This window comes from Hyphobacterium vulgare, from assembly GCF_042643335.1.
Lineage (GTDB): Bacteria > Pseudomonadota > Alphaproteobacteria > Caulobacterales > Maricaulaceae > Hyphobacterium > Hyphobacterium vulgare.
On sequence record NZ_JBHRSV010000016.1, the window covers coordinates 125,386 to 147,458 of the forward strand.

Below are 22,073 nucleotides of genomic sequence, written 5' to 3' on the forward strand. Positions count from 1 at the left end.
CGGAATCGAACCGCCGACCTCTTGAATGCCATTCAAGCGCTCTCCCAACTGAGCTATGGCCCCTGAAACCCGTGTCGCCGCATTGGGGTGCGGCCTAGAAGGCGCGGAAACTAGTCAAAGGCGCGGCGGCGATCAAGCCGCTTGTGCGGGCCTTTGTGCAGGTCCGGTCCGCGCCTAGAGATCGTCCTCGTCTTCGTCATCTTCGAGTTCGAATTCGTCATCATCCTCGTCATCGAGAAGAATGTCGTCCTCGTCCTCGTCCTCGTCGAGATCGTCTTCGTCGTCGGCATCGGAGAAGCCCTCGGGCACATCGCCCTTGGTCTTCACGTCGTCTTCCTCGTCTTCCTCGTCCTCGAGGATCGGCGCGTCGACATCGAGATCGAGCTCGTCCGCCTCGGCGTCCTCGTCTTCCTCGTCGGCTTCAACTTCCGCCTCGTCGACCTCGTCCTCTTCGGACTCGTCAACCTCGTCCTCGGCGTCCTTCGGCTTCTTCCTGGCCGCCTTGGCGTCGTCGCCGGCCGGCTTCGCCGACTTGCGGGAGGATTCCGCCACCACTGCCTCGAAATAGGACAGCGGATACTCCTTCCCGGTGAACGGAGAAACGATCGGATCCTTGTTCAGATCGTAGAATTTCTTGCCGGTCTCAGGGCAGATACGCTTTTCGCCAAGGTCAGCTTTGGCCACAGGAACCCCCATGAACATTCGTAGGTCGGCGCGTCCGTTGCCACGACAGCGCGGCGCTGTCAAAACCTGATGCAGACCCGTCCGCAATCCCACCTTCCGGAAGCCGCGCTGTTGACCTCTCAACATCATGAAATACCAGCAATATCGCAGCCAGGACGCGGCTTGTCCGGATGCATCGCCGCGCCCGGTGACAAGTCGGTTTCCCACCGCGCGCTGATCATGGCTGCGCTCGCCGCGGGCGAAAGCCGGATCACCGGCCTGCTGGAGAGCGAAGACGTGCTCGCCACCGCACGGGCCGTGGCGGCGCTCGGGGCGGGCGTTCACCGCGACGCCGAGGGCTGGCGCGTGGTCGGGACCGGCGGACAATTCCGGTCGCCGGACCGGGCGCTCGATCTCGGCAATTCCGGCACCGGTGTGCGGCTGCTGATGGGCGCGGTCGCCGGGACGGGCGCGACGGCGGACTTCACTGGCGATGCCAGCCTGTCCTCGCGGCCGATGGCGCGGGTGCTCGATCCGCTGACGGCGATGGGGGCCGGATGCACGTCGACCGGCGGCCGCCTGCCGGCGCGGATATCCGGCGGCTGCCTGAACCCCGTCGACTGGTCGCCGGAAATCGCATCGGCCCAGGTCAAGTCGGCCATTCTGCTGGCGGCGCTCGGCGCGGCGGGGGAGACCGTGGTCCGCGAGCCGGCCCCGACGCGCGATCATACCGAACGCATGCTGCCGCTTTTCGGCGGTCGGGTGGAGGCCGATGGAAGCATCGTCCGCCTGACCGGGCCGCAGGCGCTGACCGGAACAAGGATCGAGGTGCCGGGTGACCCTTCCTCGGCGGCCTTCGCGCTGGTGGCCGGGCTGATCATGCCCGGCTCGGCAGTGACGCTGACCGGCGTGATCGCCAATCCGGCGCGCGACGGCATTTACCGGGTTCTCGAACGCATGGGCGCGAAACTGGCCCGCACCCCCGGTGCCGTCATGGCCGGCGAGGACACGGTCGATCTCGCGGTGGAAAGCAGTGCGCTCAGGGCCGTCGATCTCGAGGCAGCGATCGCCCCGTCGATGATCGACGAATACCCCATCCTCGCCGTGGCGGCGGCCTTCGCCGAAGGCGAGAGCCGCTTCCGGGGCCTGGCCGAACTGCGCGCCAAGGAAAGCGACCGCCTCGCCGGAACCGCCGCCCTCCTTGCCGCCAATGGCGTGACCGTCCGGATCGAGGGCGACGACCTGATCGTGTCGGGCATGGGACCTGCCGGCGCCCCGGGCGGCGGGACCGTGATCACCCGCGGTGATCACCGCCTCGCCATGGCCGGCCTCGTCCTGGGTTGCGCAGCGAAGTCTCCGGTGCGGATTGATGATGCAGCGATGATCGCGACCAGCTATCCCGGCTTCCTGGACGACATGCGCAAACTCGGCGCGCGGATGGGAACGGCATGATCATCGCGGTGGACGGCACGCTGGCCTCGGGCAAGGGCACGATCGCGAAAGCGCTGGCCAAGGCGTTCGGCCTTGCGCATCTCGACACCGGCGCGCTCTACCGCGCGACCGGAGTGGCGGTTGTCGAGGCCGGCGGCGATCCGACCGATCCCGATGCCGCCGAGCATGCCGCCCGGACGCTTGATGTCGAGGCGATCGACGAGGCGAAGATCCGCACCGCCGAAGCCGGGCTGAATGCCTCCATCGTCGCGGCCCAGCCCCGGGTCCGGCAGGCGCTGTTCGAATTGCAGCGCGGCTTTGCCGCCCGCCCCGGCGGCGCGGTGCTCGACGGGCGCGACATCGGCACGGTGATCTGCCCCGATGCCGACGTGAAGCTCTATGTCGATGCCGACCCTTCGGTGCGCGCCGAACGCCGCTGGAAGGAATTGACCGCAAAGGGCGAGACCGTCGCCCTCGCCACGATCGCGAAACAGCTGGCCGAGCGCGACGCCCGCGATTCGGGGCGCGCGGACGCGCCGATGCGTGCAGCCGACGACGCCGTCTTGCTGGATACGAGCCAATTGAGTATAGACGCGGCCGTCAGCGCCGCGATCCGTATCGTCTCCGACAAGACGGGTACGCAGCCTGGCATCTAAGCCGGACGACGCTTCGGACCCGTCCGCGCCGGGGAGCTTGCCTCCCGGCGGCCGGTCCGTTTCGCCGTTCACCTGTTGAACCCGAGCCCGGGCATGTCCTTCGCGGGACCTGTTCCGGTTCAAAAGAACGGGGTTGCGCCCTGAACGCGGCTTTCGCCGCCCGGCCGGTCCGAGTGACGGCCTCCCGCGCGCCCTTTGGAAACACCAAACTCCATGTCGAACAACGAAACCCTTACCCCCTCGCGCGACGATTTCGCCGCCATGCTGGAAGCCAGCCTCGCCGGCCGCGACCTCGCCGAGGGTTCTGTCGTCGATGGCCGTGTCACCGCGGTCGAGAATGATTTCGTGGTGGTTGACGTCGGTCTGAAGACCGAAGGCCGCATCCCGCTGCGTGAATTCACCGGTCCGGGCGCCAAGCTCCCGGTGGTCGGCGACACGGTCGAAGTTTTCCTCGAGCGCATCGAGAATGCGATGGGCGAGGCGGTCATTTCGCGCGACAAGGCGCGCCGCGAAGAGAGCTGGGATCGCCTCGAAAAGGCCTTCACCAAGAAAGACCCGGTCAACGGTGCCATCGTCGGCCGCGTCAAGGGCGGCTTCACCGTCGACCTCGGCGGCGCCTCGGCCTTCCTGCCGGGCTCGCAGGTCGATATCCGCCCGGTGCGCGATGTCGGCCCGCTGATGGGCATGGAACAGCCTTTCGCCATCCTCAAGATGGACCGGCCGCGCGGCAATATCGTCGTGTCCCGCCGCGCCGTTCTGGAAGAGAGCCGCGCCGAACAGCGCGCCGAGCTCGTCGGCCAGCTGGCCGAGGGCGAGACCCGCGACGGTGTGGTCAAGAACATCACCGATTACGGTGCGTTCGTTGACCTCGGCGGAATTGACGGCCTGCTGCATGTCACCGACATGAGCTGGAGCCGCGTCGGCCACCCCAGCGAAGTCGTGGAAGTCGGCCAGTCGCTGAAGGTCCAGATCATCAAGATCAATCCGGAAACCCAGCGCATCTCGCTCGGCCTGAAGCAGTTGATGAGCGATCCGTGGGAAGGCGTGAAGGCCAAGTATCCGGTCAACGCCACCTTCAAGGGCCGCGTCACCAACATCGCCGAATACGGGGCCTTCGTGGAACTGGAACCGGGCGTCGAAGGCCTGGTCCACGTCTCCGAAATGTCCTGGACGAAGAAGAACGTCCATCCGGGCAAGATCGTCTCCACCTCCGAAGAGGTCGAGGTCATGGTCCTGGACGTCGACGAGGACAAGCGCCGCATCTCGCTCGGCATCAAGCAGACCCAGCGCAATCCGTGGGACGTGCTGGCCGAGAAGCACCCGATCGGTTCGACCGTGAAGGGCGAGATCAAGAACATCACCGAATTCGGCCTCTTCGTCGGCATCGACGACGAGATCGACGGCATGATCCACCTCTCCGACCTGGACTGGAATCGCTCCGGCGACGCCGCCGTGCAGGACTACAAGAAGGGTGATGTCGTCGAGGCCAAGGTGCTGGACATCGATGTCGAGAAGGAGCGCGTCTCGCTCGGCATCAAGCAGCTGGCCAAGGATCCGATGGACTCCACCGGGGCCCGCCGCGGCGACACCGTCACCGCCACCGTCACGGAAGTGACGACCGGCGGTATCGAGGTGGCGTTCGGCGATGCCGGCATGAAGGCCTTCATCCGTAAGTCCGACCTCGCCCGCGACCGCGCCGAACAGCGGCCGGAGCGGTTTGCGGTCGGCGACAAGCTCGATGCCCGCATCACCAATATCGACAAGAGCACCCGCCGCGTCTCCCTCTCCATCAAGGCGCTGGAAATCGCCGAGGAAGAGGAAGCCGTGCGCGAATACGGTTCGTCGGATTCGGGTGCTTCACTGGGTGACATCCTCGGCGCGGCCCTGAAGGAACGCGGCGACGCCCCGGCCCAGAAGGCTCCGGCCAAGAAGGCGGAGACGGGCGGCGACACGCCGGACTTCGACGCCATGACCAAGGCCGAACTGGTCGACTATGCCGAAGCCAACGGCATCGAGATCAAGAAGAGCGCCAAGGTCGACGAAGTGCGCGAGGCGGTGAAGGCTGGCGCCTGATCCGACTGGCATTCACTGACGTGACGGACAGCCGGAGGGGCAACCCTCCGGCTGTTCACTTTTTGCGGGAAATGCGCGGACTTCATTGACGCCACTGGCTGATACAGGCACGCTTCAACTCCATGAAAGCCCGAGGATGAATGGCATGATCAAGTCCGAGCTGATCGCCCGTCTCGCCGAGGCGTATCCCAATCTCTTCCACAAGGATGTGGAGCGGATCGTCAACACCGTGTTCGACGAGATCGCCGAGGCCCTGTCGCGCGGCGACCGGGTCGAACTGCGCGGCTTTGGCGCCTTTTCCGTGCGTCACCGCCCCGCTCGCGACGGCCGCAATCCGCGCACCGGCACACCGGTCTCGGTGAAGGAAAAATTCGTGCCCTTCTTCAAGACGGGCAAGGAACTCCGCGAACGCGTCGACGCTTCGCGCTAGGCCATTTTCGCTTTCCCTTCCGGGCTTTACGGTTCATCTTCTCTCCGGATACGAAATCCGGGGAGGGATTGATTCATGTTCGAGGAATTCAAGAAATTCGCCATGCGCGGCAATGTCGTCGACCTCGCGGTCGGCTTCATTCTCGGCGGGGCGTTCTCCACCATCGTCCGCTCCTTCGTGGACGACATTCTGATGCCGCCGCTGGGCCTGCTTCTGGGCGGGGTGGATTTCACCAACCTCTTCATCGTGCTGGGCGCGGAACAGTTTGACAGCCTCGCCGCCGCACAGGAGGCCGGGGCCGCGACGATCAATTACGGCCTCTTCATCAACAACATCATTTCCTTCCTGATCCTGGCCTTCGCCCTTTTCCTGATGATCAAGGGCATGAACCGGCTGCAGGAAAAGAAGGCCGACGACGTGCCGGAACAGCCGCCGGCCAAGCCGCGCAATGAAGAACTGCTGGAAGAGATCCGCGACCTTCTCAAGAAGGGCTGAGCGGACTATCTGACAATCGGGACGGGCGGGGCCGTGAAGCCCCGCCCTTTTCATTTCGGGGATGCGCCATGCCGGTCGACGCCAAGATTTGCGGCCTGACGACGCCGGACGCGGTCGATGCCGCGCTCGCCGGCGGTGCGCGCTTTCTGGGCTTCGTGATTTTTCCGCCCAGCCCGCGTCACATCGACCCGGCGGACGCCGCCCGGCTGGCGGACCGGGCGCGCGGGAAAGCGGAGATCGTCGCTGTGACCGTCAATGCCAGCGATGCCTTGCTGGCCGACATCCGCGACACGCTGAAGCCCGACTGGATCCAGCTGCACGGCTCGGAAAGCCCGGACCGTGTGCGCGAGGCGAAAGCCTGTGCCGCCAGGGGTGTGATCAAGGCTTTGCCGATCCGCGACGCGACCGACCTTGCCGCCATCGAGGCTTTCGCGGACGCCGCCGACATGCTCCTGTTCGATGCCAAACCGCCGATGGACGCCATTCGTCCGGGCGGCTGGGGCGAGGCCTTCGACTGGACACTCCTGAAAGGCGCTGCGATTTCCCGCCCCTGGCTCTTGTCCGGCGGGCTGACCCCCGCCAATGTCCGCGCCGCCGTTTCGGCCTCCGGAGCCGGGGCGGTGGACGTCTCCTCGGGCGTGGAATCCGCGCCGGGGGTGAAGGACAACGCCCTGATCGCCCGTTTCCTCGAAGAGTGCCGAACATGACGTGTTTTGCCGTGTGCACCCCACCCCAACCCTCCCCTCAAGGGGAGGGAGTCGCGCCGGCGCTTCTTTCCCTCCCCCAACGGGGGAGGGTCAGGGTGGGGGGACCCCAAAACAACTGCGCGGGGGGATTTTCCCCCTCCGTCGGCTGCGCCGACACCTCCCCCGTAAACGGGGGAGGAAAAAGGAATCTGGACCAATGACCGCACGCCCCAACGCCTTCTCGCAATGGCCCGACGCGCAAGGCCGCTTCGGCGAGTATGGCGGCCGTTTCGTCGCCGAGACGCTGATGCCGAACATTCTCCGGCTCGAAAAGGCCTATGAGGCGGCCAAGACCGACCCGGAATTCAAGGCGGAGCTCGATGAATTCGCGCGCGATTTCGTCGGCCGCCCCAGCCCGCTCTATTTCGCCGAACGTCTGACCGAAGCCTTCGGCGGCGCGGACATCTGGTTCAAGCGCGACGAGCTCAATCACACCGGCGCGCACAAGATCAACAACTGCCTCGGCCAGGTCCTGCTGGCGAAACGCATGGGCGCGACCCGCATCATCGCGGAAACCGGCGCGGGCCAGCACGGCGTCGCCACGGCCACCGTCGCGGCACGCTTCGGCCTGCCCTGCATCGTCTATATGGGCGCGACGGACATCGAGCGGCAGAAGCCCAACGTCTTCCGCATGAAGCTCCTGGGCGCGGAAGTCGTGCCCGTCACTTCCGGCACCGGCACGCTGAAGGACGCGATGAACGAGGCGCTGCGCGACTGGGTCACGCATGTGAAAGACACTTTCTACGTCATCGGCACGGTCGCCGGCCCGCACCCCTATCCGGCCATGGTCCGCGACTTCCAGTCGGTGATCGGCCGCGAGGCGCGCGCCCAGATGCTGGACCGGATTGGCAGACTGCCCGACGCGGCGGTCGCCTGCATCGGCGGCGGCTCGAACGCCATGGGCCTCTTCCACCCTTTCCTCGAGGACGAGAGCGTCCGCCTGATCGGAGTCGAGGCCGCGGGCAGGGGGATCGGGACCGGCGAACATGCCGCCAGCCTCAATGGCGGCGAGCCGGGCATTCTCCATGGCAACCGCACCTATCTCTTGCAGGACGCGGACGGCCAGATCATCGACGCCCACTCCATCTCCGCCGGGCTCGACTATCCGGGTATCGGGCCGGAACACGCCTTCCTCCATGATGCCGGGCGCGCGGAATATGTCTCCGCGACCGACACCGAGGCGCTGGAAATGTTCCAGCTCTGCGCCAAGCTGGAAGGCATCATCCCGGCGCTCGAACCCGCCCACGCGCTGGCGCGGGTCCGCGACCTGGCCAGGGAACTGGGCAAGGACGGCGTGATCCTGATGAATATGTGCGGCCGCGGCGACAAGGACGTCTTCGCGGTGGCGGACCATCTGGGGGTGGGGCTGTGATCAGTGATCCGCGAGCGAGCGAGAAGGTAGAAGTCGGCATTGCTTTCGAAGCGATGCGGAATTTTCTGCACGCCTACTGGAATCGCGGGGCAACCCCAGATGCCCTTGAAGTGCTTCTTGGCAGCTTGAGTCCGGCAGGCAACCGAGAGCCGTTGGACTCGGCGCAATGGCGGGACTTTCTGAACGCCGTCGAGGATGCAAAGCGGGGAAATTTCGTAGAATGACCTCCCGCTTCACCACAACTTTCGCCCGCCTGCGCGTGGAGAACCGCGCCGGCTTCGTCGCCTATGTCATGGCCGGGGACGGCGACACGGAAGCCCTGCTGGATGCCCTGCCGGGTGCCGGGGCCGACGTGATCGAGCTCGGCCTGCCCTTCACCGACCCGATGGCCGATGGCGCGGCGATCCAGGAGGCCGGACAGCGCGCGCTGAAGGTCGGAATGACGACCAAGAAGGCGCTGGAGCTCGCCCGCGCCTTCCGCGCCAGGCACGCCGACACGCCCCTCGTCCTGATGGGCTATGCCAATCCGATCCACCATTATGGCTGGGCGGATTTCGCGAAAGACGCCGCGGAAGCGGGCGTCGACGGCATCATCTGCGTCGACCTGCCGCCAGAGGAGGACGCACCCCTGCGCGACGCCCTCGCACAGCACGGCCTCTCGGTCATCCGCCTCGCCACGCCGACGACCGATGACGAGCGCCTCAAGACCGTCGCCGAAGGCTCGGGCGGCTTCGTCTACTACGTCTCCACGACCGGCGTGACCGGGGCGGGGATCGGCGCGGCGACCGATGTCAGCGCCGCCGTGGCGCGCGTGCGCGCCGCCACCGGCCTGCCGGTCGTGGTCGGCTTCGGCGTGCGCACCGAAGAGGCGGCCGCGGAAATCGCCAAGGGATCGGACGCCGTCGTCGTCGGGTCGGCGATTGTCAGCGCCAACCATGACGGCGGCACACAAGCTGCTATAGACTTGGTCAAACGCCTGTCGGCCGCGGTACGCGGTGCAATGCGGGACGCTTCATGAGCTGGCTTGAAAAACTCACGCCTCCGGGCGTGCAGAAAATGTTCTCCAAGCGCGACACGCCGGAGAATCTCTGGGTGAAATGCCCGGTCTCCGGCGAGATGGTCTTCCACAAGGATCTGGAAGCCGGCCTCTATGTGACGCCCGCCGGGCATCACATGCGCATCGGCCCGGACCTGCGCTTCAAATTCACTTTTGACGGCGACTGGCGGGAAATCGCGATCCCGGACGTCCCGAAGGACCCGCTGAAATTCAAGGACGACAAGCCCTACACCTCGCGCCTGTCCGCGGCCCGCAAGAAGACCGGCCGCGAGGACGCGATGGCGATCGGCGTCGGCAATATAGGCGGCGTTGAAACCACCGTCCTGGTTCAGGATTTCGCCTTCATGGGCGGGTCGCTGGGCATGGCGGCGGGCGAAGGCTTCATCAAGGCCGCCCACACCGCGATCGAACACCGCACGCCCATGGTCGTCTTCACCGCCGCGGGCGGCGCGCGCATGCAGGAGGGCTGCCTGTCGCTGATGCAGATGCCCCGCACCACGCTGGCGGTCGAGGAGCTGCGCGAGGCGGGCCTGCCCTATATCGTCGTCCTGACCGACCCGACGACGGGCGGCGTGACCGCGAGCTACGCCATGCTGGGCGATGTCCACATCGCTGAACCGGGGGCGCTGATCGGCTTTGCCGGCCCGCGCGTGATCGAACAGACCATCCGGGAAAAGCTGCCGCCGGGCTTCCAGCGCGCCGAATACCTGCTCGACAAGGGCATGGTGGACAAGGTTGTGCACCGCCGCGACCTGCGCGGCGTGCTGTCGCGCATCTTGCGCACGCTGATGAAGCGCACCGGGCCGAACCCGGCCGCCGAGTCCGAAAGCCGTGCCGTCGCCCTGCCGGACTCCCGCGAAGGCTGATTCGTCATGACCGGAGAGACCACCGGCGAGGTGCTGAAACGCCTCGCCGGCCTGCATCCGCGCTCGATCGACCTGTCGCTGGACCGGATCGAACGGCTTCTGGCCGCGCTCGGCCATCCGCATGAAAAGCTGCCGCCCGTCGTCCATGTCGCCGGCACCAATGGCAAGGGCTCGGTCTGCGCCTTCCTCAAGGCCATGTGCGAAGCGGCCGGCGAACGCGTCCACCTCTACACCTCGCCGCATCTCGTCCGCTTCAACGAACGCATCGAGCTGTTCGGCCAGCCGGTCGACGATGCCCGCCTGCTGGACGCGCTGAAACGGGTCGAGGCGGCCAATGGCGGCCAGAGCATCACTTTCTTCGAGGCGACGACCGCCGCCGCCCTCCTCCTCTTCTCCGAGACGCCAGCCGACCGTTTGATCCTCGAAGTGGGGCTGGGTGGGCGCTGGGACGCGACCAATGTCATCGCCCGGCCGGAACTGACCGTGATCACCCCGGTCAGCCTCGACCATCAGGACTATCTCGGCGATTCGCTCGGGGGCATTGCCGGCGAGAAGGCCGGCATCCTGAAGCCCGGCATACCCGCCATCATCGGCCCGCAGGAGGGCGAGGCGCTCGATGCGATCGAACGTCAGGCCTTCCGCCTGTCAGCACCGATGACGCTGCACGGCCGCGACTGGCGCTGCTGGAGCGAACAGGGGCGGATCGTGTTCGAGGAGGAAAGCCTCGTCTGGGATCTGCCCGCCCCGGCCCTGATCGGCGGGCACCAGGTCGACAATGCCGGCATCGCCATCGCCGCCGCGCGCGCGCTGGGCCTGGGCGAGGAAGAGGTCCGGGCCGGACTGTCAGCCGTGCGCTGGCCTGCCCGGCTGCAGCACCTGACCCGGGGCCGGCTCGCCGAACTGGTCGAGGGCGGCGGCGGCGAATTATGGGTCGATGGCGGCCACAACCCGGCGGCCGGGGAAGCGCTCGCGCGCGCCATGGCGGATCTCGAGGCGCGCCGCTCCATGCCGCTCGTTCTGGTCTGCGGCTTCTCCGCCTCGAAGGATGCGCATGCCTATCTGAAACATTTCACCGATCTGGCGCGCTGGGTGATCGCGGTCGAGTTCGACACCGGACGCGAGCCGTCGAAATCCGTCGCCGAGGTCCAGGCCGCCGGTCGGGCGGCCGACATCATGTGCGATACCGGAATCACGCTCACGGCCGCAATCGGCCGGGCGCTGACCATCACAAGGCCCGCGCCGCGCATCCTCGTCTGCGGCTCGCTCTATCTCGCCGGGCAATTGCTCGCCGAGATCGAGGGCGTGACGCCTGAGCGCACGCCCGGCTGACCGTTCACGCGAGCGTGAAGCCGCAGCCTGCATCCAACCTGCCCTGTCGGAACATCATGGGGTCACAGAAAGCCCGTTCACCGACAGGAATGCCAAATGTCCAACGCCCTCAAACTCACCGCCTGCGTTCTCACGCTGGCCTTGCTCACGCCGGCCATCACACTGGCCCAGGACGTGGCCGCCCATACCGACTTCACCGAGCTGGCGGATGCCATCAACGCAACCATGCGCGCCCACCACTATGACCCGGCAGAGCTCGAGGGGCCGGCCTATGCCGCCGTCGAACAGGCTGTTTCCAATCTCGCCTCGACCGCCACCACGGACGAGGAATTCCTATCGGGCTTCCGCACCATCTGGCGCTCAGGGCCCTTCTCCCATGTCGTGCTGCGGCAGAGCGACCAGACGGTTGCCCAGATGGGCGCCTATTTCGACAGCATGCGCATTGGAGGCGGCGGCGCCGTCCTGAGCTGGGACGGCGATATCGCGGTGCTGACGGTCAATACGATGATGGGCCAGGACACGATCGAGGAGATCGATGCGGCCTTTGACGAGATCGCCCATCACGACGCCTCTGCCCTGATTGTCGATCTGCGAGAAAATGGCGGCGGCGCCTTTGCCGTGCGGCCGCTGGTGGCGCACATTATCGACACCCCGCTCGATGCCGGTGCCTTCATCTCGCAGCCGTGGAATGCGACCATGGATCACGCCCCGGGCCGCGCGGACATCGCCGGCCTTGAGCCCTGGGAGGGCTGGTCGGTCCTCTCCTTCTGGGCCGACGTCCAGGCAAACCTGGTCACGCGGATCACCTTTCAGCCGGTCGAGCCCAGCTTTGACGGGCCGGTCTATGTGCTGACCAGCAATGAGACCGCCAGCGCGGCCGAGATGGCGTCGGATGCCCTCAAGGCGTCCGGACGGGCCACGCTCATCGGCGAGACCACGGCCGGTGAAATGCTGTCGCAGACATTGTATGACCTGCCAGGCGGATACCAGCTCGCTTTGCCGATCGCCGATTACTACTCGATGACCAATGGCCGCATCGAAGGCCATGGCGTGGTGCCGGATATCGCAACCGACGCTGCTACCGCAATGGACGCCGCGCTGACGCTCGCGCGGCAGTAGGCATCGCCGCATATAAGCCAGCGCATAAAAAAGCGGGCCACCCTGGCAAGGGCAGCCCGCTTTTCATGTGTCTGTTGGCAGATCGGATCAGGCGGCTACGCTGGCCAGCGTGTCCTTGATCCATTCCTCGATCTTGCCCTTGGCCATCGCACCGATCTTGGTCGACACGACCTGACCGTTCTTGAAGATCATCAGGGTCGGGATGCCGCGCACGCCATACTTCGCCGGCGTCATCGGATTGTCGTCGATATTCACCTTCGCGACGGTGATGTTCGAAGCCATTTCGCTGGCGATCTCGTCGAGGGCCGGGGCGATCTGTTTGCACGGTCCGCACCATTCCGCCCAGAAGTCCACCAGCACGGGAGTCTGTGCGTTGAGAACGTCGGATTCGAAAGCATCATCGCTGACGGCTTTGGTCGCCATGATCGGCTCCTTTGCAGAGATTGCGACTCATTCCGGCGATCACCGGAAACCGGCCCTCACCTAGGAAGCGGCTGCGGCATCGTCAAGCTTTGCCGCCTGTGCGGCGAAGCCTTTCGCGAGTGCAGCATCGAGTGAGTCGCCGGGCAATTCCATCAGCCGCGGCCCGTCCGTCCACAAAAGGGCGCACCGGACGGTCTTTCCGGGATGGATCGCCTGCAGCAGCGCGCGGTAGGCGGCCATCTGCATCCAGTAGATGTCCGCCACCCCGGCCAGGTCGCCGGGAGGCGGACGGTTGGTTTTGTAGTCGATGACAAGCACGTCCTGCCCCGTCACCACCAGCCGGTCGATCTGGCCGCTCAAGGTCACGTTTTCGGGAAGTCCAGGCGCATGTCCGCCGATCGACACCTCCGCCCGGCTGCCGGGGCCGAAGATCGGCGCGAAATCGGGATGGTTCAGAACAGCGAGCGTCTCGGCAGCGATCTCGGCCCGCTCGGTGTCCGGCAGGTCGGGCTGCCGCTCCAGATAACGCTCGGCTGCGCCCGCGCGCCGCTCATCCGGCAGGTCGGGCAGGGTCTGCAAGAGCTTGTGCACCAGATTGCCGCGCCGGAAGCGGTGGTCCTGGCTGCCGGACAGGGGCGACAGCGCCGCCGGTTCGCTTTCCGCAGCCAGTTGCGACGGCGCCATTGACCGGCGCGGCGCGTGCTCGACCGGTGCGGCGGAAATTGCCCAGTCCGGGACCGTGTCCTCCCTGGTCTTGCCGGTCACCGCGCCCAGTGCCTTCGGGGCCTCGCCCAGGCGGCGGCCGGGCAGAATTGCGCCGGGCACGGGAGAGGCGAACTCCGTCCAGCTCTCCCCGGCCCAAAGCGTGTTCAGCCGGTCATACCAGCTGCGTTCGGCGAGGCCCTCCTTGCGGTTCCCCATCGCCGCGCCGCACACAACGAGCCGGCTCTCCGCCCGCGTCAGCGCGACATAGAGCTGCCGCCAGCTCTCGCCTTCGGCGCGCTCGGCTTCGGCAGCCCGCAGCGCGGCGGGAAGGTCCGGCTCGGCGTCCTTCTTCAACCCCCAGACCCAGCCGAAATCCGCAGAGCGGAACAGCGAGGATTTTGACCCGGGAGACGGCGGTGACACCGTGTCGGGCAGAAAGACAACCGGGGCTTCCAGGCCTTTCGAGGCATGCACGGTCATCACCCGGACCTCGCCGCGCCCGGCCTCCATCTCGCGCTTGATCTCGCCCGTCTCCCGGTCCATCGCGCCGACGAAACGGGTCAGCGAGGGCGTCTCCTCACGCTCGAAGGCGAGCGCCCGGGCGAGGAATTCCTCGATCGCGTCGCGCTGCTCCTCGCCGAGGCGCGCGAACACCCGTTTCAGCCGCGTTTCGCCGGTCGACGTCACCTCGCCGAGAAACCGCGCGAACACCGAGTGCACACCCGTCGTCCGGGCCGAGCCAAGCACGCGTTCGAGCGCCTCGCGCGCCTCGGCGAAGCGCGCCTCGCGGCTCTCGCGCAGCACCTGCCAGAGCGTCTTGCCGCCGCGGCCATAGGCGAGGTCGTAAAGCGCCGCGTCATCGAGCACGAAAGGCCCGCCCGCGGCGTGGAAGAAGGGCGATTTCAGCACTTCGGCGAGCGACAGCTCGTCATCCGGATTGAGCGCGAAGCGGGCCAGCGAGAGCAGGTCCTGCACCGCGACCTGCTGGGTCAGCACCATACGGTCCGCCCCCGCGACCGGCACATTGCGGATTTTCAGCTGACGGATGACTTCGGAAAAGAAGCCGTCGCGCTTCCTCACCAGGATCATGATGTCCTGCGGCTGCACCGCGCGTTCGCCGCTGGGCGCATCGCGGTCGGGGACCGCCTCACCGGCTTTCAGCATGCGCTCGATCTCGCCGGCGATGGCGGCGGCCAGCTGCATTTTCGGACTGCCGGGCGAGTCGAGATCGACCGGGCTGAACGGATCAACCGCTTCGGCTTTCTCTGGCCTCGGCACCAGCGGCCAGATCTCGATCGTGCCCGGCTTGTCGAAGGCCGGAAGGTGCGACTGATAGCGCGTGAAGGCGGTCTCGCTGCGCGCATACTGCTCAGCTTCGGTGACGACGAACTTCACCTCGGGTGCGCCGCCCTCTGGGCCAAAGGCGAGATCCACGGCGGCGAGGACGAGACCGGAGGAGCGGAAGGAGGCGGCCAGCCCCGGCCGGTCGAACCTTTTCTCCGCCAGCGTCGCCTTGCCGGCCAGCCTTTCGCCCCAGGCGATGAAGCCTTTCGGATCGGCCCCCTGGAAGGAATAGATCGACTGCTTCTCGTCGCCGACGCAGAAGACTGTCTCCTCCGTCTCCCGCCCGCCGGTGAAGAATTCGTCGGCAATCGCCTCGATCAGCGACCATTGTTCCGGCGCGGTGTCCTGCGCCTCGTCGACCAGGATGTGGCGGATCCCGCCATCCATCCGGTAGCGCACCCAGTCCGCGGCCTCGGAGCGCTTCAGCAGACGCGCCGCGGCATGCACAAGGTCGGAGAAGTCGAGTTTGCGCGCCGTGGTCAGCGCTTCGCCGTATGCGGAGAGAAACACGGATGCAATGCGCAGCGCCGCCGCGGTATCGCCCGCGACCTGGGCGGCACGGACGCGGGTGATCGAAGCAACTATCCGTTCGCGCTCATCGAGAATGAAGTCGGCGATCAGTGGAAAGTCGCGCTTGAAGTCGACGGTCAGAAATCTGCTCTCTGCCCGTGGCTCGCCCTTCTGTGTCAGGAAGACCGCGCAATACGCCTCATACGCCAAAACGGAAGACGGCGCTGCAAACGCTGCTCCGATCGCAGCCGCGTGCTTTCGCTCGGTGTCCTTCACGGCATGCTGCATTTCTGCTTCAGCGGCTTTTAGACGCGCAAAATCGGTATCTTCCCATGCCTCGATACGGGCCGCGTCGGCGGTCAGGCCTTCGGGAATGCCGAGCGCTTCATGCAATCTGGCGATCAGACTCTCCGTCCCCGGTGTTTCGAACAAATCACCGAGGCGCTGCCGGTCGAAGACGGCTTCGGTCAGGACCTGGTCGAGCGCCTCGCTCGACCGCGCCGCGAGGGTTTCGAGCGCCGACCGCATTCCCTTGTCTCGCCCGGCGGCACGCATCACGGCGCTGCGGGCCGTCCGGCGGAAGCGCTCGGCATGGGCCTCGTCGACCACGTCGAAACCGGGCGGGACTCCGGCCTCAAGCGGAAACCGCTTCAGAAGGCCTTCGCAGAAGGCGTGGATGGTCTGGATCTTCAGGCCGCCGGGCGTCTCGAGCGCGCGGGCAAACAGGCGGCGGGCGCGGGTCAGGTCGTCGCGCGACGGCTCCCCGATCAGCCGCTTCAGCTCCGCTTCAAGCGGTTCGTCGGCCAACACGGACCAGCCGCCCAGCCGGTCGAACAGGCGCGTCTTCATCTCGCCCGCCGCCGCCTTGGTGTAGGTCAGGCAGAGGATCGTGTCCGGCGCCACCTCGTTGAGAAGGAGGCGCGTGACCCGGTCGACGAGCACGCGCGTCTTGCCCGATCCGGCATTGGCCTCGACGAAGATGTTGTAGCCCGGATCGGCGGCCCGGGCCTGCGCCTCGCTGGCACGAGCGATGACGGAGGTCATGACGCCTCCTCCTTTCCGTCACCCGCGGCGCTGTCAGCCCATTCGCCGCGCCGGGCGAGCTGGTCGAAGTCACCATAATCGTCCGTATACTGCGCGCGGGGCTGCGAGAGGTAGGGCGTCGCCGCGTCGGCGTATTCCGCAATCAGCTTGCGCAGGATGCCGAGATACTGATCGCGCAGTTCCAACGACGGGTCTTCCTTGTCCACACGGACTTCCTCGCCCGGTTCCGCGCCGCCGGAAATCCGCACATAGATCAGCCCGCCGGGCTCGCCGGCATCGACATCCTCGAACCCGCCCTCACTGCCGATCAGAGCGGTCAGGGGCAATTGTGGTTCGAACCCGGCTTTCGTCGCCTTCGGCTTGGGCGGGACTCCCGTCTTGTAGTCGATCAGGTCAAGACACCCGTCCGGCGTCCGATCGATCCGGTCGGCGCGGCCATGCAGCGTGAATCCGGTCTCGGGGTCACTCCAGCTGCCCGTCACCTCGATGCCGGCGGGTTTCAGGCCCAGCGCCAGACGGGCCCGGTGCCAGTCGAGGAAGTACCGCGCGGCGCGGGCAAAGCGGATCTCTTCCTGAACGCGGCGGCTGTCATCGAATCCGGCCACCTCGATCGCGGCCGCGCCGTGCTCGGCCAGCCAGCTTTCCGCATTCTCCGGCATCCGGTCGCCGAACTCGCGCACGAAAGCTTCGAACACGCCATGCCAGGCCGAACCGCGTTCGCGGTGTTCCGGCTCGAGATCGGCAGCATCGAGCTTTTTCAGGCGCAGGATCTGCCCGGCATAGATCGCATAGGGATCACGGATCCATTTCCGGATCGCGGTCACCGAAAGCCGTGTTGGCCGCGCCTCGGCCGGCGGGGTGGGCGCCGGGGGCGGGGCGGGCGAGACACTTTCGGGCCGGTCAAGCACCCCGGCCAGGGCCAGCCAGTCGCGTCCGGGTTTCAGAAGGCGGCCATCGGCATCCGTGCCGCGCGCCAGCATTTCCAACCGCCAGACCCAGCGCGAGGCGACCGCCGGGGCCCCATCGACCCGGGTCGAACGGGTCAGGATGGCCTCCGGCGCAGCGGCGGCCTGCGCGAAATCGTGCGCTGACAGGCCGATCCGGCGCTCGGGCGCGCCCAGCCCGGCTTCCAGCCGCATGCCGCGCGACATCCACGGATCGGCGCCGAGACCGGCGGGCCAGACGCCTTCATTCAGGCCTGCGAGGATCACAAGGTCGGCACTGAGCCCGCGTGCCTCCAGCGGGCCGAGCAATTTCAACCGCGGATGCAGATCGCCCTGCGGCCGCACCCGGCGCGCCCCGGCCATGTCGCGCCAGGCGGCGGCATAGTCCACGAGTGTCAGGTCCGGCAGTGTTTCTGCCTCGTCGAGAAAGGAGCGGATCAGGTCCGCCGCCGCCTCCCCTCCCTCGCCAGCCCAGAGCCGCTCCGTACCCGGACGGTCTGACGCGGTGAGCGCTTCGGCGATCTGCGCATGCGCCCGTGCCCAGTCGGCAGCGGGCCGGGCTTCGCGGTGCAAAAGCGGCGTGAAGAGCGAGTCCAGCTGGTCAATCAGGGCAAGGGCCGGTTCGGGATCATGTGGTCGGGCGTGGTTCCCGGGGTCGGTCAGGCGGCGCTTCAGCGCCGCGAAATCCAATCCCGGGCGGGGTCCGCGCAGACCGATATCGATCGCCCGGAGCAGGGCCAGACGACTGTCCCGTGCCTGCCCCAGCGCAAACAGGGGCGATGCCGCCAGCGCGGTGAAGGCCAGTGCGGACCCGGGTTCGAGCGCGAGGTCGAGCACGAGCTGCAGGAATCCGCCCGCCCCGGTTCCCGACAGCGGCAGACCGGCGGAATCATCAAGCTTGATGCCGAAGCGCTGCAGATGCGCCGAGACCCGCCGCGCCAGCGCCCGGTCGGGCGTGACGACCATGGCGGTCTTGCCCGGCGTATCGAGCGTCTCGCGCAGCATCAGCGCGATGGCGAGCGCCTCGGCGTCCGGACCGGGGGCTTCAAGCAGCGAGAGACCGTCGAATCCGCGTTTCAGATAGTCCGCACCCTGACCGCCCGCGATCCGGTCGATACGCTTCAGCCAGTCGGCCGTCTCCTCGGCGGGCCGGAGGGCTTCGGCGATCACTCGCTGACGCGCGCGCATCGCGTCGGTCTCGCCCTCGCTCGGCAGCACTTTCACATCGCCGCGCCTCACGCCCATCCGGTCGAGAAAGGCCTTCAGCGGCCATTGCGGGTGCTGCGAGTCGAGGACATCAATGGCGTCCCAGGCCGCATCGTCGGCCTCGGTGTCGAGCCCGGGCAGGATTACGCAGCCCTTTTCCAGCATCGCCGCAGCAGCCATCAGGTCGGCGGCCGCCGGGATCGAACCGGTCGAACCGGCGATGAAGACGGGCCCGCGCGGCGGCGTCTCGCGCCAGCGTTCGGCAAGCGCACGCAACAGCGCGGACCGGCGCTGTGCCGGGTCGCTCATCCCGAGTTCCGCCAGCCGTTTCGGCCACAACGCCCCCACGATCGACAGGAAATCCACCGATTCCTGGAGATGGGCCGGCAGGACGCTGGCGATCTGCTCGCCGAGCGCGGCGAAATCCCCCGTCTCCTCGGTCCAGTAATCGTCGATCAGCACGGCCAGCGGTTCGGCCAGCGCCATCGCCGCGCCGAGCGTCATCGTGCGCCCGGCGGCTTCCTCCCTGGCGAGGATCAGCCGCGTCAGCTCGAAATGCCGCCGCGCCGGGTCGATCGCCGGCGCCGCCGCATCGGCCAGTTCCCCGGGTTCGAAGGGCGGTTCGTCGGCGTCGACATCCCCGATCGGCCGGATCATCGGCAGAATGGCCGCGCCCTTTCCGCCCCGCTCGGCGGCAAAGGCTTCGATCAGCGCACGGCCCGCCCGCCGCGTCGGGGTCAGGATGGTGATGTCGGCGAGGCTTTCCGGACCCGTGGCTTCGGTCTCGGCCAGCACCTGCCGCGCCACGGCACGCAGGAAGTCGCTGCCCGGCGGCAGGGTGAATATGCGTGGACTGGGCGTTTTGAAGACGCTGTCGGTCACATCATCCCCGCGGCGAGGCGTGCTTCCGCCTCGTCGCGGGCACGCGGATCGCCAACATGCATCCAGAATGCTTTCATCGGAAGGCCATGCAGTCGGCCTTCGGTGGATAAACGCTTCCAGATCCCGGTCAGCGAAAAGCGGCGCACGCTTTCACCGGCGAAGACGCGCGGATGCACAATGTGGGCCCCGGCATAGGCGTAGGGCGCGCTTGTGCGGTCGCCGCGCCAGTCGAGGCGGCCATCATCGCCAAGGAAGAAATCCCCCGCCCCGTCGAAACCGAGCGTTTGCTCCATCGGCGCGAGCAGAAGCAGCACATCCATCCGGGCCTCGTCCCAGGCCTGCATCAGGCGGCTCAGCTCCGGCGTGCCGCGATCGACCCAGACCGCGTCGATATTGCTGACCAGGACCGGGTCCTCTCCCAGAAGCGGCAGCGCCTTGACCATGCCGCCGCCGGTCTCGAGCAGCGCGTCCGTCTCGTCGGAGATCACGATCTCCGGCGAACCCGACCGGGCCTCGATATGCGCCCGCATCCGGTCGGCGAGATGGTGGATGTTGACGACCGTGCGCGAGACCCCCGCCGCAGCGAAGCGGTCGAGCGCATGATCCAGCAACGCCTTGCCGCCGACCTCGACCAGCGCCTTCGGCCGGTCGTCCGTCAGCGGGCGCATCCGCGTGCCCAGCCCCGCGGCCAGCGCCATGCCGGTCGTGATCGCCGTCATCGTTTCGCCTCGTCGAACACGGCCGGGGCGTGCGTCTCGGTCCAGCGTTTGAGCGGCGCGAGGGCGGGATGGGCGAGATCGTTGACGAAATGCCGGGCGACGCGCGGCAGGAAGTCGAGATATTTCGGCTTCCCGTCCCGCTCCGACAGGCGGATGAAAATGCCGAGGATTTTCGCATTCCGTTGCGCACCGAGCACCGCATAGGCGGTGTCGAACGCGTCAGCGCCGGAAAGCGCCGCCTTGTCCATGAAGCGGCGCTTCAACGGTTCGGCGAGCGCGGGGTCCACGTCGCGGCGCGCATCCTCGATCAGCGAGACGAGGTCATAGGCCGGGTGGGCAAAGAGCGCGTCCTGGAAGTCGAGCAGGCCGACCTTTGCCGGGCCGTCGCGGTCCGGAAGCCAGAGCAGGTTTTCCGCATGATAGTCGCGCAGCGCGGGACCGGAGGCATGAACGTCGAGCGCGCCGAACATGTCGGACCAGATCGCGTCCCACTCGGCGCGGGCTGCGTCACTGACGGTGCCGGCGCGATGCTTTGCATACCAGTCGAGGAAAAGTCCCGTCTCGGCACCCAGCGCCGGCGCGTCATAGTCCAGCAGCGGCCATTCCGCCCCGGAATAGCTCAAGCGGTCTGGAAAACTCGACCGGTAGAGTGCCGCCAGCGTGTCGATCGCATGCTCGTAGAGCGCGGCCTCGTGCTCGCCGTCCGCGATGGCATGCACGAACAGCCGGTCGCCGAGATCTTCGAGCAGCAGGAAGCCCCGCCCGATGTCGGCGGCAAGAATGCACGGCGCTGAGAAGCCGCGCGCGGTCAGTTCGCTGGCCAGCCCGGTGAACGCCGTCAGATTGGGACCGGCGAGCCGGGCGAGCGCATTGTAGCCGAGCGTGGCGCGTTCTGCCGGCGTTGCGTCCGGCGGACACGCCGCGCTTTCCGCCTTGGCCGGCGCGTCCATCAGGATGGCGGTCTCGCCACCCCGCGTCAGGCGGAAATAGCGCCGCGTCGAGGCATCGCCCGGAAAGGGCTGCACCTGCGCATCGCCCCAACCCGCCCCGGCGACGAATTCTGTGCGTTCAGCCGCGCGGGTCGAATCCATCGAGCCTGTCCTTCCATTCCGTCCCGCCCGAGATATGCGCCATGCGTCCTTCCGGGGCGAGGCTCAGCTTCAGCGTCAGGGCCTCCTTCGGTGCGCGCTGTCCGAGCCGGTCCGGCCATTCGATCAGGACAATGGAATCGTCGAACGCATCGTCCAGGCCCAGCTCGCCCAGTTCGCCCTCGTCCTCGATCCGATAGAGATCGGCGTGGACAAGCGGCGTCCCGTCCGCGGTCTCGTAGGACTGGACCAGCGTATAGGTCGGGCTGGGCGCATCATCGACGCCGGCCAGCGCCGCGATCATCCCGCGCGCGAACGTCGTCTTGCCCGCTCCCAGATCGCCGACCAGCAACACCGTGTCCCCGCCGCGCAGGCGTGCACCGAGTGCCGCGCCGAGACGGGCGGTCGCGGCAGCGTCCTTCAGGGAGAAATCGAGCGACACACCGGTCATGCCTCCGCGCTTAGCGAAGCGCCGCGATGCGGGCAAGCGGGGTCAAGCTTGACTTCGCGCGCCTCGCCCGCCAATTGCCTGCGCTGAAACGCACCAGCCTCAAGACGAAAGCGACATGGCCAAGATCACCTATATCGAGCACAACGGAACCCGTCACGAGATCGACGTGCCGGATGGCCTGTCCGTCATGGAGGGCGCAATCCGCAACATGGTGCCCGGCATCGATGCCGATTGCGGCGGCGCCTGCGCCTGCGCCACCTGCCATGTCTATGTCGACGAGGCCTGGCGGGCGAAAGCCGGTGAGCGCTCCTCGATGGAGGATTCCATGCTCGATTTTGCTTCCGAGGTGCAGGCCAATTCGCGGCTCTCCTGCCAGATCAAGGTCACGCCGGAGCTCGACGGCCTTGTTGTGCGGATGCCTGAGTTTCAGGGGTAGGATTCACAATTCCGTCACTCCCGCGCAGGCGGGAGTCCAGTCTTTCGGTTGCTCTGGATTCCCGCCTTCGCGGGAATGACGAAT

19 protein-coding genes are annotated in these 22,073 nt (G+C 67.1%); 12 read left to right on the forward strand and 7 right to left on the reverse strand.

Features of this window, described 5'->3' with window-relative positions; translation table 11 throughout:
• Nucleotides 1-174: 174 nt before the first annotated feature.
• On the reverse strand, nt 175-684 hold the full coding sequence (locus tag ACFOOR_RS08800) for a TIGR02300 family protein (RefSeq protein WP_343164517.1): 510 nt from the start codon (nt 682-684) through the stop codon (nt 175-177).
• A 162-nt stretch (nt 685-846) separates the two neighbouring features.
• Between ACFOOR_RS08800 and aroA the strand changes: the two genes are divergently transcribed.
• From aroA to ACFOOR_RS08855, 11 genes are all read left to right on the forward strand, one after another.
• Nucleotides 847-2,115, forward strand: coding sequence for a 3-phosphoshikimate 1-carboxyvinyltransferase (gene aroA / locus ACFOOR_RS08805; RefSeq protein ID WP_343164518.1), 1,269 nt, complete (start codon nt 847-849; stop codon nt 2,113-2,115).
• Nucleotides 2,112-2,750, forward strand: a complete 639-nt coding sequence (cmk, locus tag ACFOOR_RS08810; RefSeq protein WP_343164519.1) for a (d)CMP kinase — start codon at nt 2,112-2,114, stop codon at nt 2,748-2,750. Before aroA ends, cmk begins: the two co-directional genes overlap by 4 nt.
• 213 nt (nt 2,751-2,963) lie before the next feature.
• Nucleotides 2,964-4,823, forward strand: coding sequence for a 30S ribosomal protein S1 (gene rpsA / locus ACFOOR_RS08815; RefSeq protein ID WP_343164520.1), 1,860 nt, complete (start codon nt 2,964-2,966; stop codon nt 4,821-4,823).
• Between the two features lie 94 nt (nt 4,824-4,917).
• The gene (locus ACFOOR_RS08820) at nt 4,918-5,253 is read left to right on the forward strand and encodes an integration host factor subunit beta (protein ID WP_343164634.1); all 336 of its coding nucleotides are present in this window, start codon (nt 4,918-4,920) and stop codon (nt 5,251-5,253) included.
• A gap of 75 nt (nt 5,254-5,328) precedes the next feature.
• Nucleotides 5,329-5,748, forward strand: a complete 420-nt coding sequence (mscL, locus tag ACFOOR_RS08825; protein ID WP_343164521.1) for a large conductance mechanosensitive channel protein MscL — start codon at nt 5,329-5,331, stop codon at nt 5,746-5,748.
• Nucleotides 5,749-5,816: 68 nt separating this feature from the next.
• Complete coding sequence (locus tag ACFOOR_RS08830; RefSeq protein ID WP_343164522.1) at nt 5,817-6,455, forward strand: phosphoribosylanthranilate isomerase; 639 nt, start codon at nt 5,817-5,819, stop codon at nt 6,453-6,455.
• Nucleotides 6,456-6,651: 196 nt separating this feature from the next.
• On the forward strand, nt 6,652-7,866 hold the full coding sequence (gene trpB / locus ACFOOR_RS08835) for a tryptophan synthase subunit beta (RefSeq protein ID WP_343164523.1): 1,215 nt from the start codon (nt 6,652-6,654) through the stop codon (nt 7,864-7,866).
• 220 nt (nt 7,867-8,086) lie between these two features.
• Nucleotides 8,087-8,884 carry a tryptophan synthase subunit alpha gene (gene trpA, locus ACFOOR_RS08840; RefSeq protein WP_343164524.1) on the forward strand — a complete coding sequence of 266 codons (798 nt, stop codon included), beginning with the start codon at nt 8,087-8,089 and terminating at the stop codon, nt 8,882-8,884.
• Nucleotides 8,881-9,789, forward strand: coding sequence for an acetyl-CoA carboxylase, carboxyltransferase subunit beta (gene accD, locus ACFOOR_RS08845; protein WP_343164525.1), 909 nt, complete (start codon nt 8,881-8,883; stop codon nt 9,787-9,789). Before trpA ends, accD begins: the two co-directional genes overlap by 4 nt.
• 6 nt (nt 9,790-9,795) lie before the next feature.
• A complete protein-coding gene (locus ACFOOR_RS08850; protein ID WP_343164526.1) occupies nt 9,796-11,118 on the forward strand; it encodes a bifunctional folylpolyglutamate synthase/dihydrofolate synthase in 1,323 nt (440 codons plus the stop codon).
• 96 nt (nt 11,119-11,214) lie between these two features.
• Nucleotides 11,215-12,237 (forward strand): S41 family peptidase, encoded by a 1,023-nt coding sequence (locus tag ACFOOR_RS08855; RefSeq protein WP_343164527.1) that lies wholly within the window; start codon nt 11,215-11,217, stop codon nt 12,235-12,237.
• A gap of 87 nt (nt 12,238-12,324) precedes the next feature.
• Here the strand turns inward: ACFOOR_RS08855 and trxA are convergent, their stop codons facing one another.
• The 6 genes from trxA to tsaE are packed head-to-tail and all read right to left on the reverse strand — an operon-like array spanning nt 12,325 to nt 21,553.
• Complete coding sequence (gene trxA / locus ACFOOR_RS08860; protein ID WP_343164528.1) at nt 12,325-12,660, reverse strand: thioredoxin TrxA; 336 nt, start codon at nt 12,658-12,660, stop codon at nt 12,325-12,327.
• 60 nt (nt 12,661-12,720) lie between these two features.
• Nucleotides 12,721-16,263 carry a double-strand break repair helicase AddA gene (addA, locus tag ACFOOR_RS08865; RefSeq protein WP_343164529.1) on the reverse strand — a complete coding sequence of 1,181 codons (3,543 nt, stop codon included), beginning with the start codon at nt 16,261-16,263 and terminating at the stop codon, nt 12,721-12,723.
• The gene (gene addB / locus ACFOOR_RS08870; RefSeq protein WP_343164530.1) at nt 16,260-19,295 is read right to left on the reverse strand and encodes a double-strand break repair protein AddB; all 3,036 of its coding nucleotides are present in this window, start codon (nt 19,293-19,295) and stop codon (nt 16,260-16,262) included. Before addB ends, addA begins: the two co-directional genes overlap by 4 nt.
• Nucleotides 19,292-20,014: a nucleotidyltransferase family protein gene (locus tag ACFOOR_RS08875; RefSeq protein WP_343164531.1), complete on the reverse strand. Its 723-nt coding sequence runs from the start codon at nt 20,012-20,014 to the stop codon at nt 19,292-19,294. The genes addB and ACFOOR_RS08875 overlap by 4 nt, the downstream gene beginning before the upstream one ends.
• Nucleotides 20,011-21,105 (reverse strand): aminoglycoside phosphotransferase family protein, encoded by a 1,095-nt coding sequence (locus ACFOOR_RS08880; protein ID WP_343164532.1) that lies wholly within the window; start codon nt 21,103-21,105, stop codon nt 20,011-20,013. Before ACFOOR_RS08880 ends, ACFOOR_RS08875 begins: the two co-directional genes overlap by 4 nt.
• The gene (gene tsaE, locus ACFOOR_RS08885; protein WP_343164533.1) at nt 21,083-21,553 is read right to left on the reverse strand and encodes a tRNA (adenosine(37)-N6)-threonylcarbamoyltransferase complex ATPase subunit type 1 TsaE; all 471 of its coding nucleotides are present in this window, start codon (nt 21,551-21,553) and stop codon (nt 21,083-21,085) included. The genes ACFOOR_RS08880 and tsaE overlap by 23 nt, the downstream gene beginning before the upstream one ends.
• Nucleotides 21,554-21,668: 115 nt before the next feature.
• Here tsaE and ACFOOR_RS08890 point away from each other — a divergent pair, with 115 nt between their 5' ends.
• Nucleotides 21,669-21,989 carry a 2Fe-2S iron-sulfur cluster-binding protein gene (locus tag ACFOOR_RS08890; protein ID WP_343164534.1) on the forward strand — a complete coding sequence of 107 codons (321 nt, stop codon included), beginning with the start codon at nt 21,669-21,671 and terminating at the stop codon, nt 21,987-21,989.
• Nucleotides 21,990-22,073 lie beyond the last annotated feature (84 nt).

Excerpts from the sequence above, each read along its gene's own strand:
- tsaE (WP_343164533.1), bottom strand. The coding sequence starts at position 21,553 with ATGACCGGTGTGTCGCTCGATTTCTCCCTGAAGGACGCTGCCGCGACC.
- ACFOOR_RS08880 (WP_343164532.1), bottom strand. The coding sequence starts at position 21,105 with ATGGATTCGACCCGCGCGGCTGAACGCACAGAATTCGTCGCCGGGGCG.
- trxA (WP_343164528.1), bottom strand. The coding sequence starts at position 12,660 with ATGGCGACCAAAGCCGTCAGCGATGATGCTTTCGAATCCGACGTTCTC.
- ACFOOR_RS08850 (WP_343164526.1), top strand. The coding sequence starts at position 9,796 with ATGACCGGAGAGACCACCGGCGAGGTGCTGAAACGCCTCGCCGGCCTG.
- ACFOOR_RS08890 (WP_343164534.1), top strand. The coding sequence starts at position 21,669 with ATGGCCAAGATCACCTATATCGAGCACAACGGAACCCGTCACGAGATC.
- ACFOOR_RS08875 (WP_343164531.1), bottom strand. The coding sequence starts at position 20,014 with ATGACGGCGATCACGACCGGCATGGCGCTGGCCGCGGGGCTGGGCACG.
- cmk (WP_343164519.1), top strand. The coding sequence starts at position 2,112 with ATGATCATCGCGGTGGACGGCACGCTGGCCTCGGGCAAGGGCACGATC.
- trpA (WP_343164524.1), top strand. The coding sequence starts at position 8,087 with ATGACCTCCCGCTTCACCACAACTTTCGCCCGCCTGCGCGTGGAGAAC.
- trpB (WP_343164523.1), top strand. The coding sequence starts at position 6,652 with ATGACCGCACGCCCCAACGCCTTCTCGCAATGGCCCGACGCGCAAGGC.
- rpsA (WP_343164520.1), top strand. The coding sequence starts at position 2,964 with ATGTCGAACAACGAAACCCTTACCCCCTCGCGCGACGATTTCGCCGCC.
- ACFOOR_RS08855 (WP_343164527.1), top strand. The coding sequence starts at position 11,215 with ATGTCCAACGCCCTCAAACTCACCGCCTGCGTTCTCACGCTGGCCTTG.
- ACFOOR_RS08830 (WP_343164522.1), top strand. The coding sequence starts at position 5,817 with ATGCCGGTCGACGCCAAGATTTGCGGCCTGACGACGCCGGACGCGGTC.
- addA (WP_343164529.1), bottom strand. The coding sequence starts at position 16,263 with ATGACCTCCGTCATCGCTCGTGCCAGCGAGGCGCAGGCCCGGGCCGCC.
- mscL (WP_343164521.1), top strand. The coding sequence starts at position 5,329 with ATGTTCGAGGAATTCAAGAAATTCGCCATGCGCGGCAATGTCGTCGAC.
- accD (WP_343164525.1), top strand. The coding sequence starts at position 8,881 with ATGAGCTGGCTTGAAAAACTCACGCCTCCGGGCGTGCAGAAAATGTTC.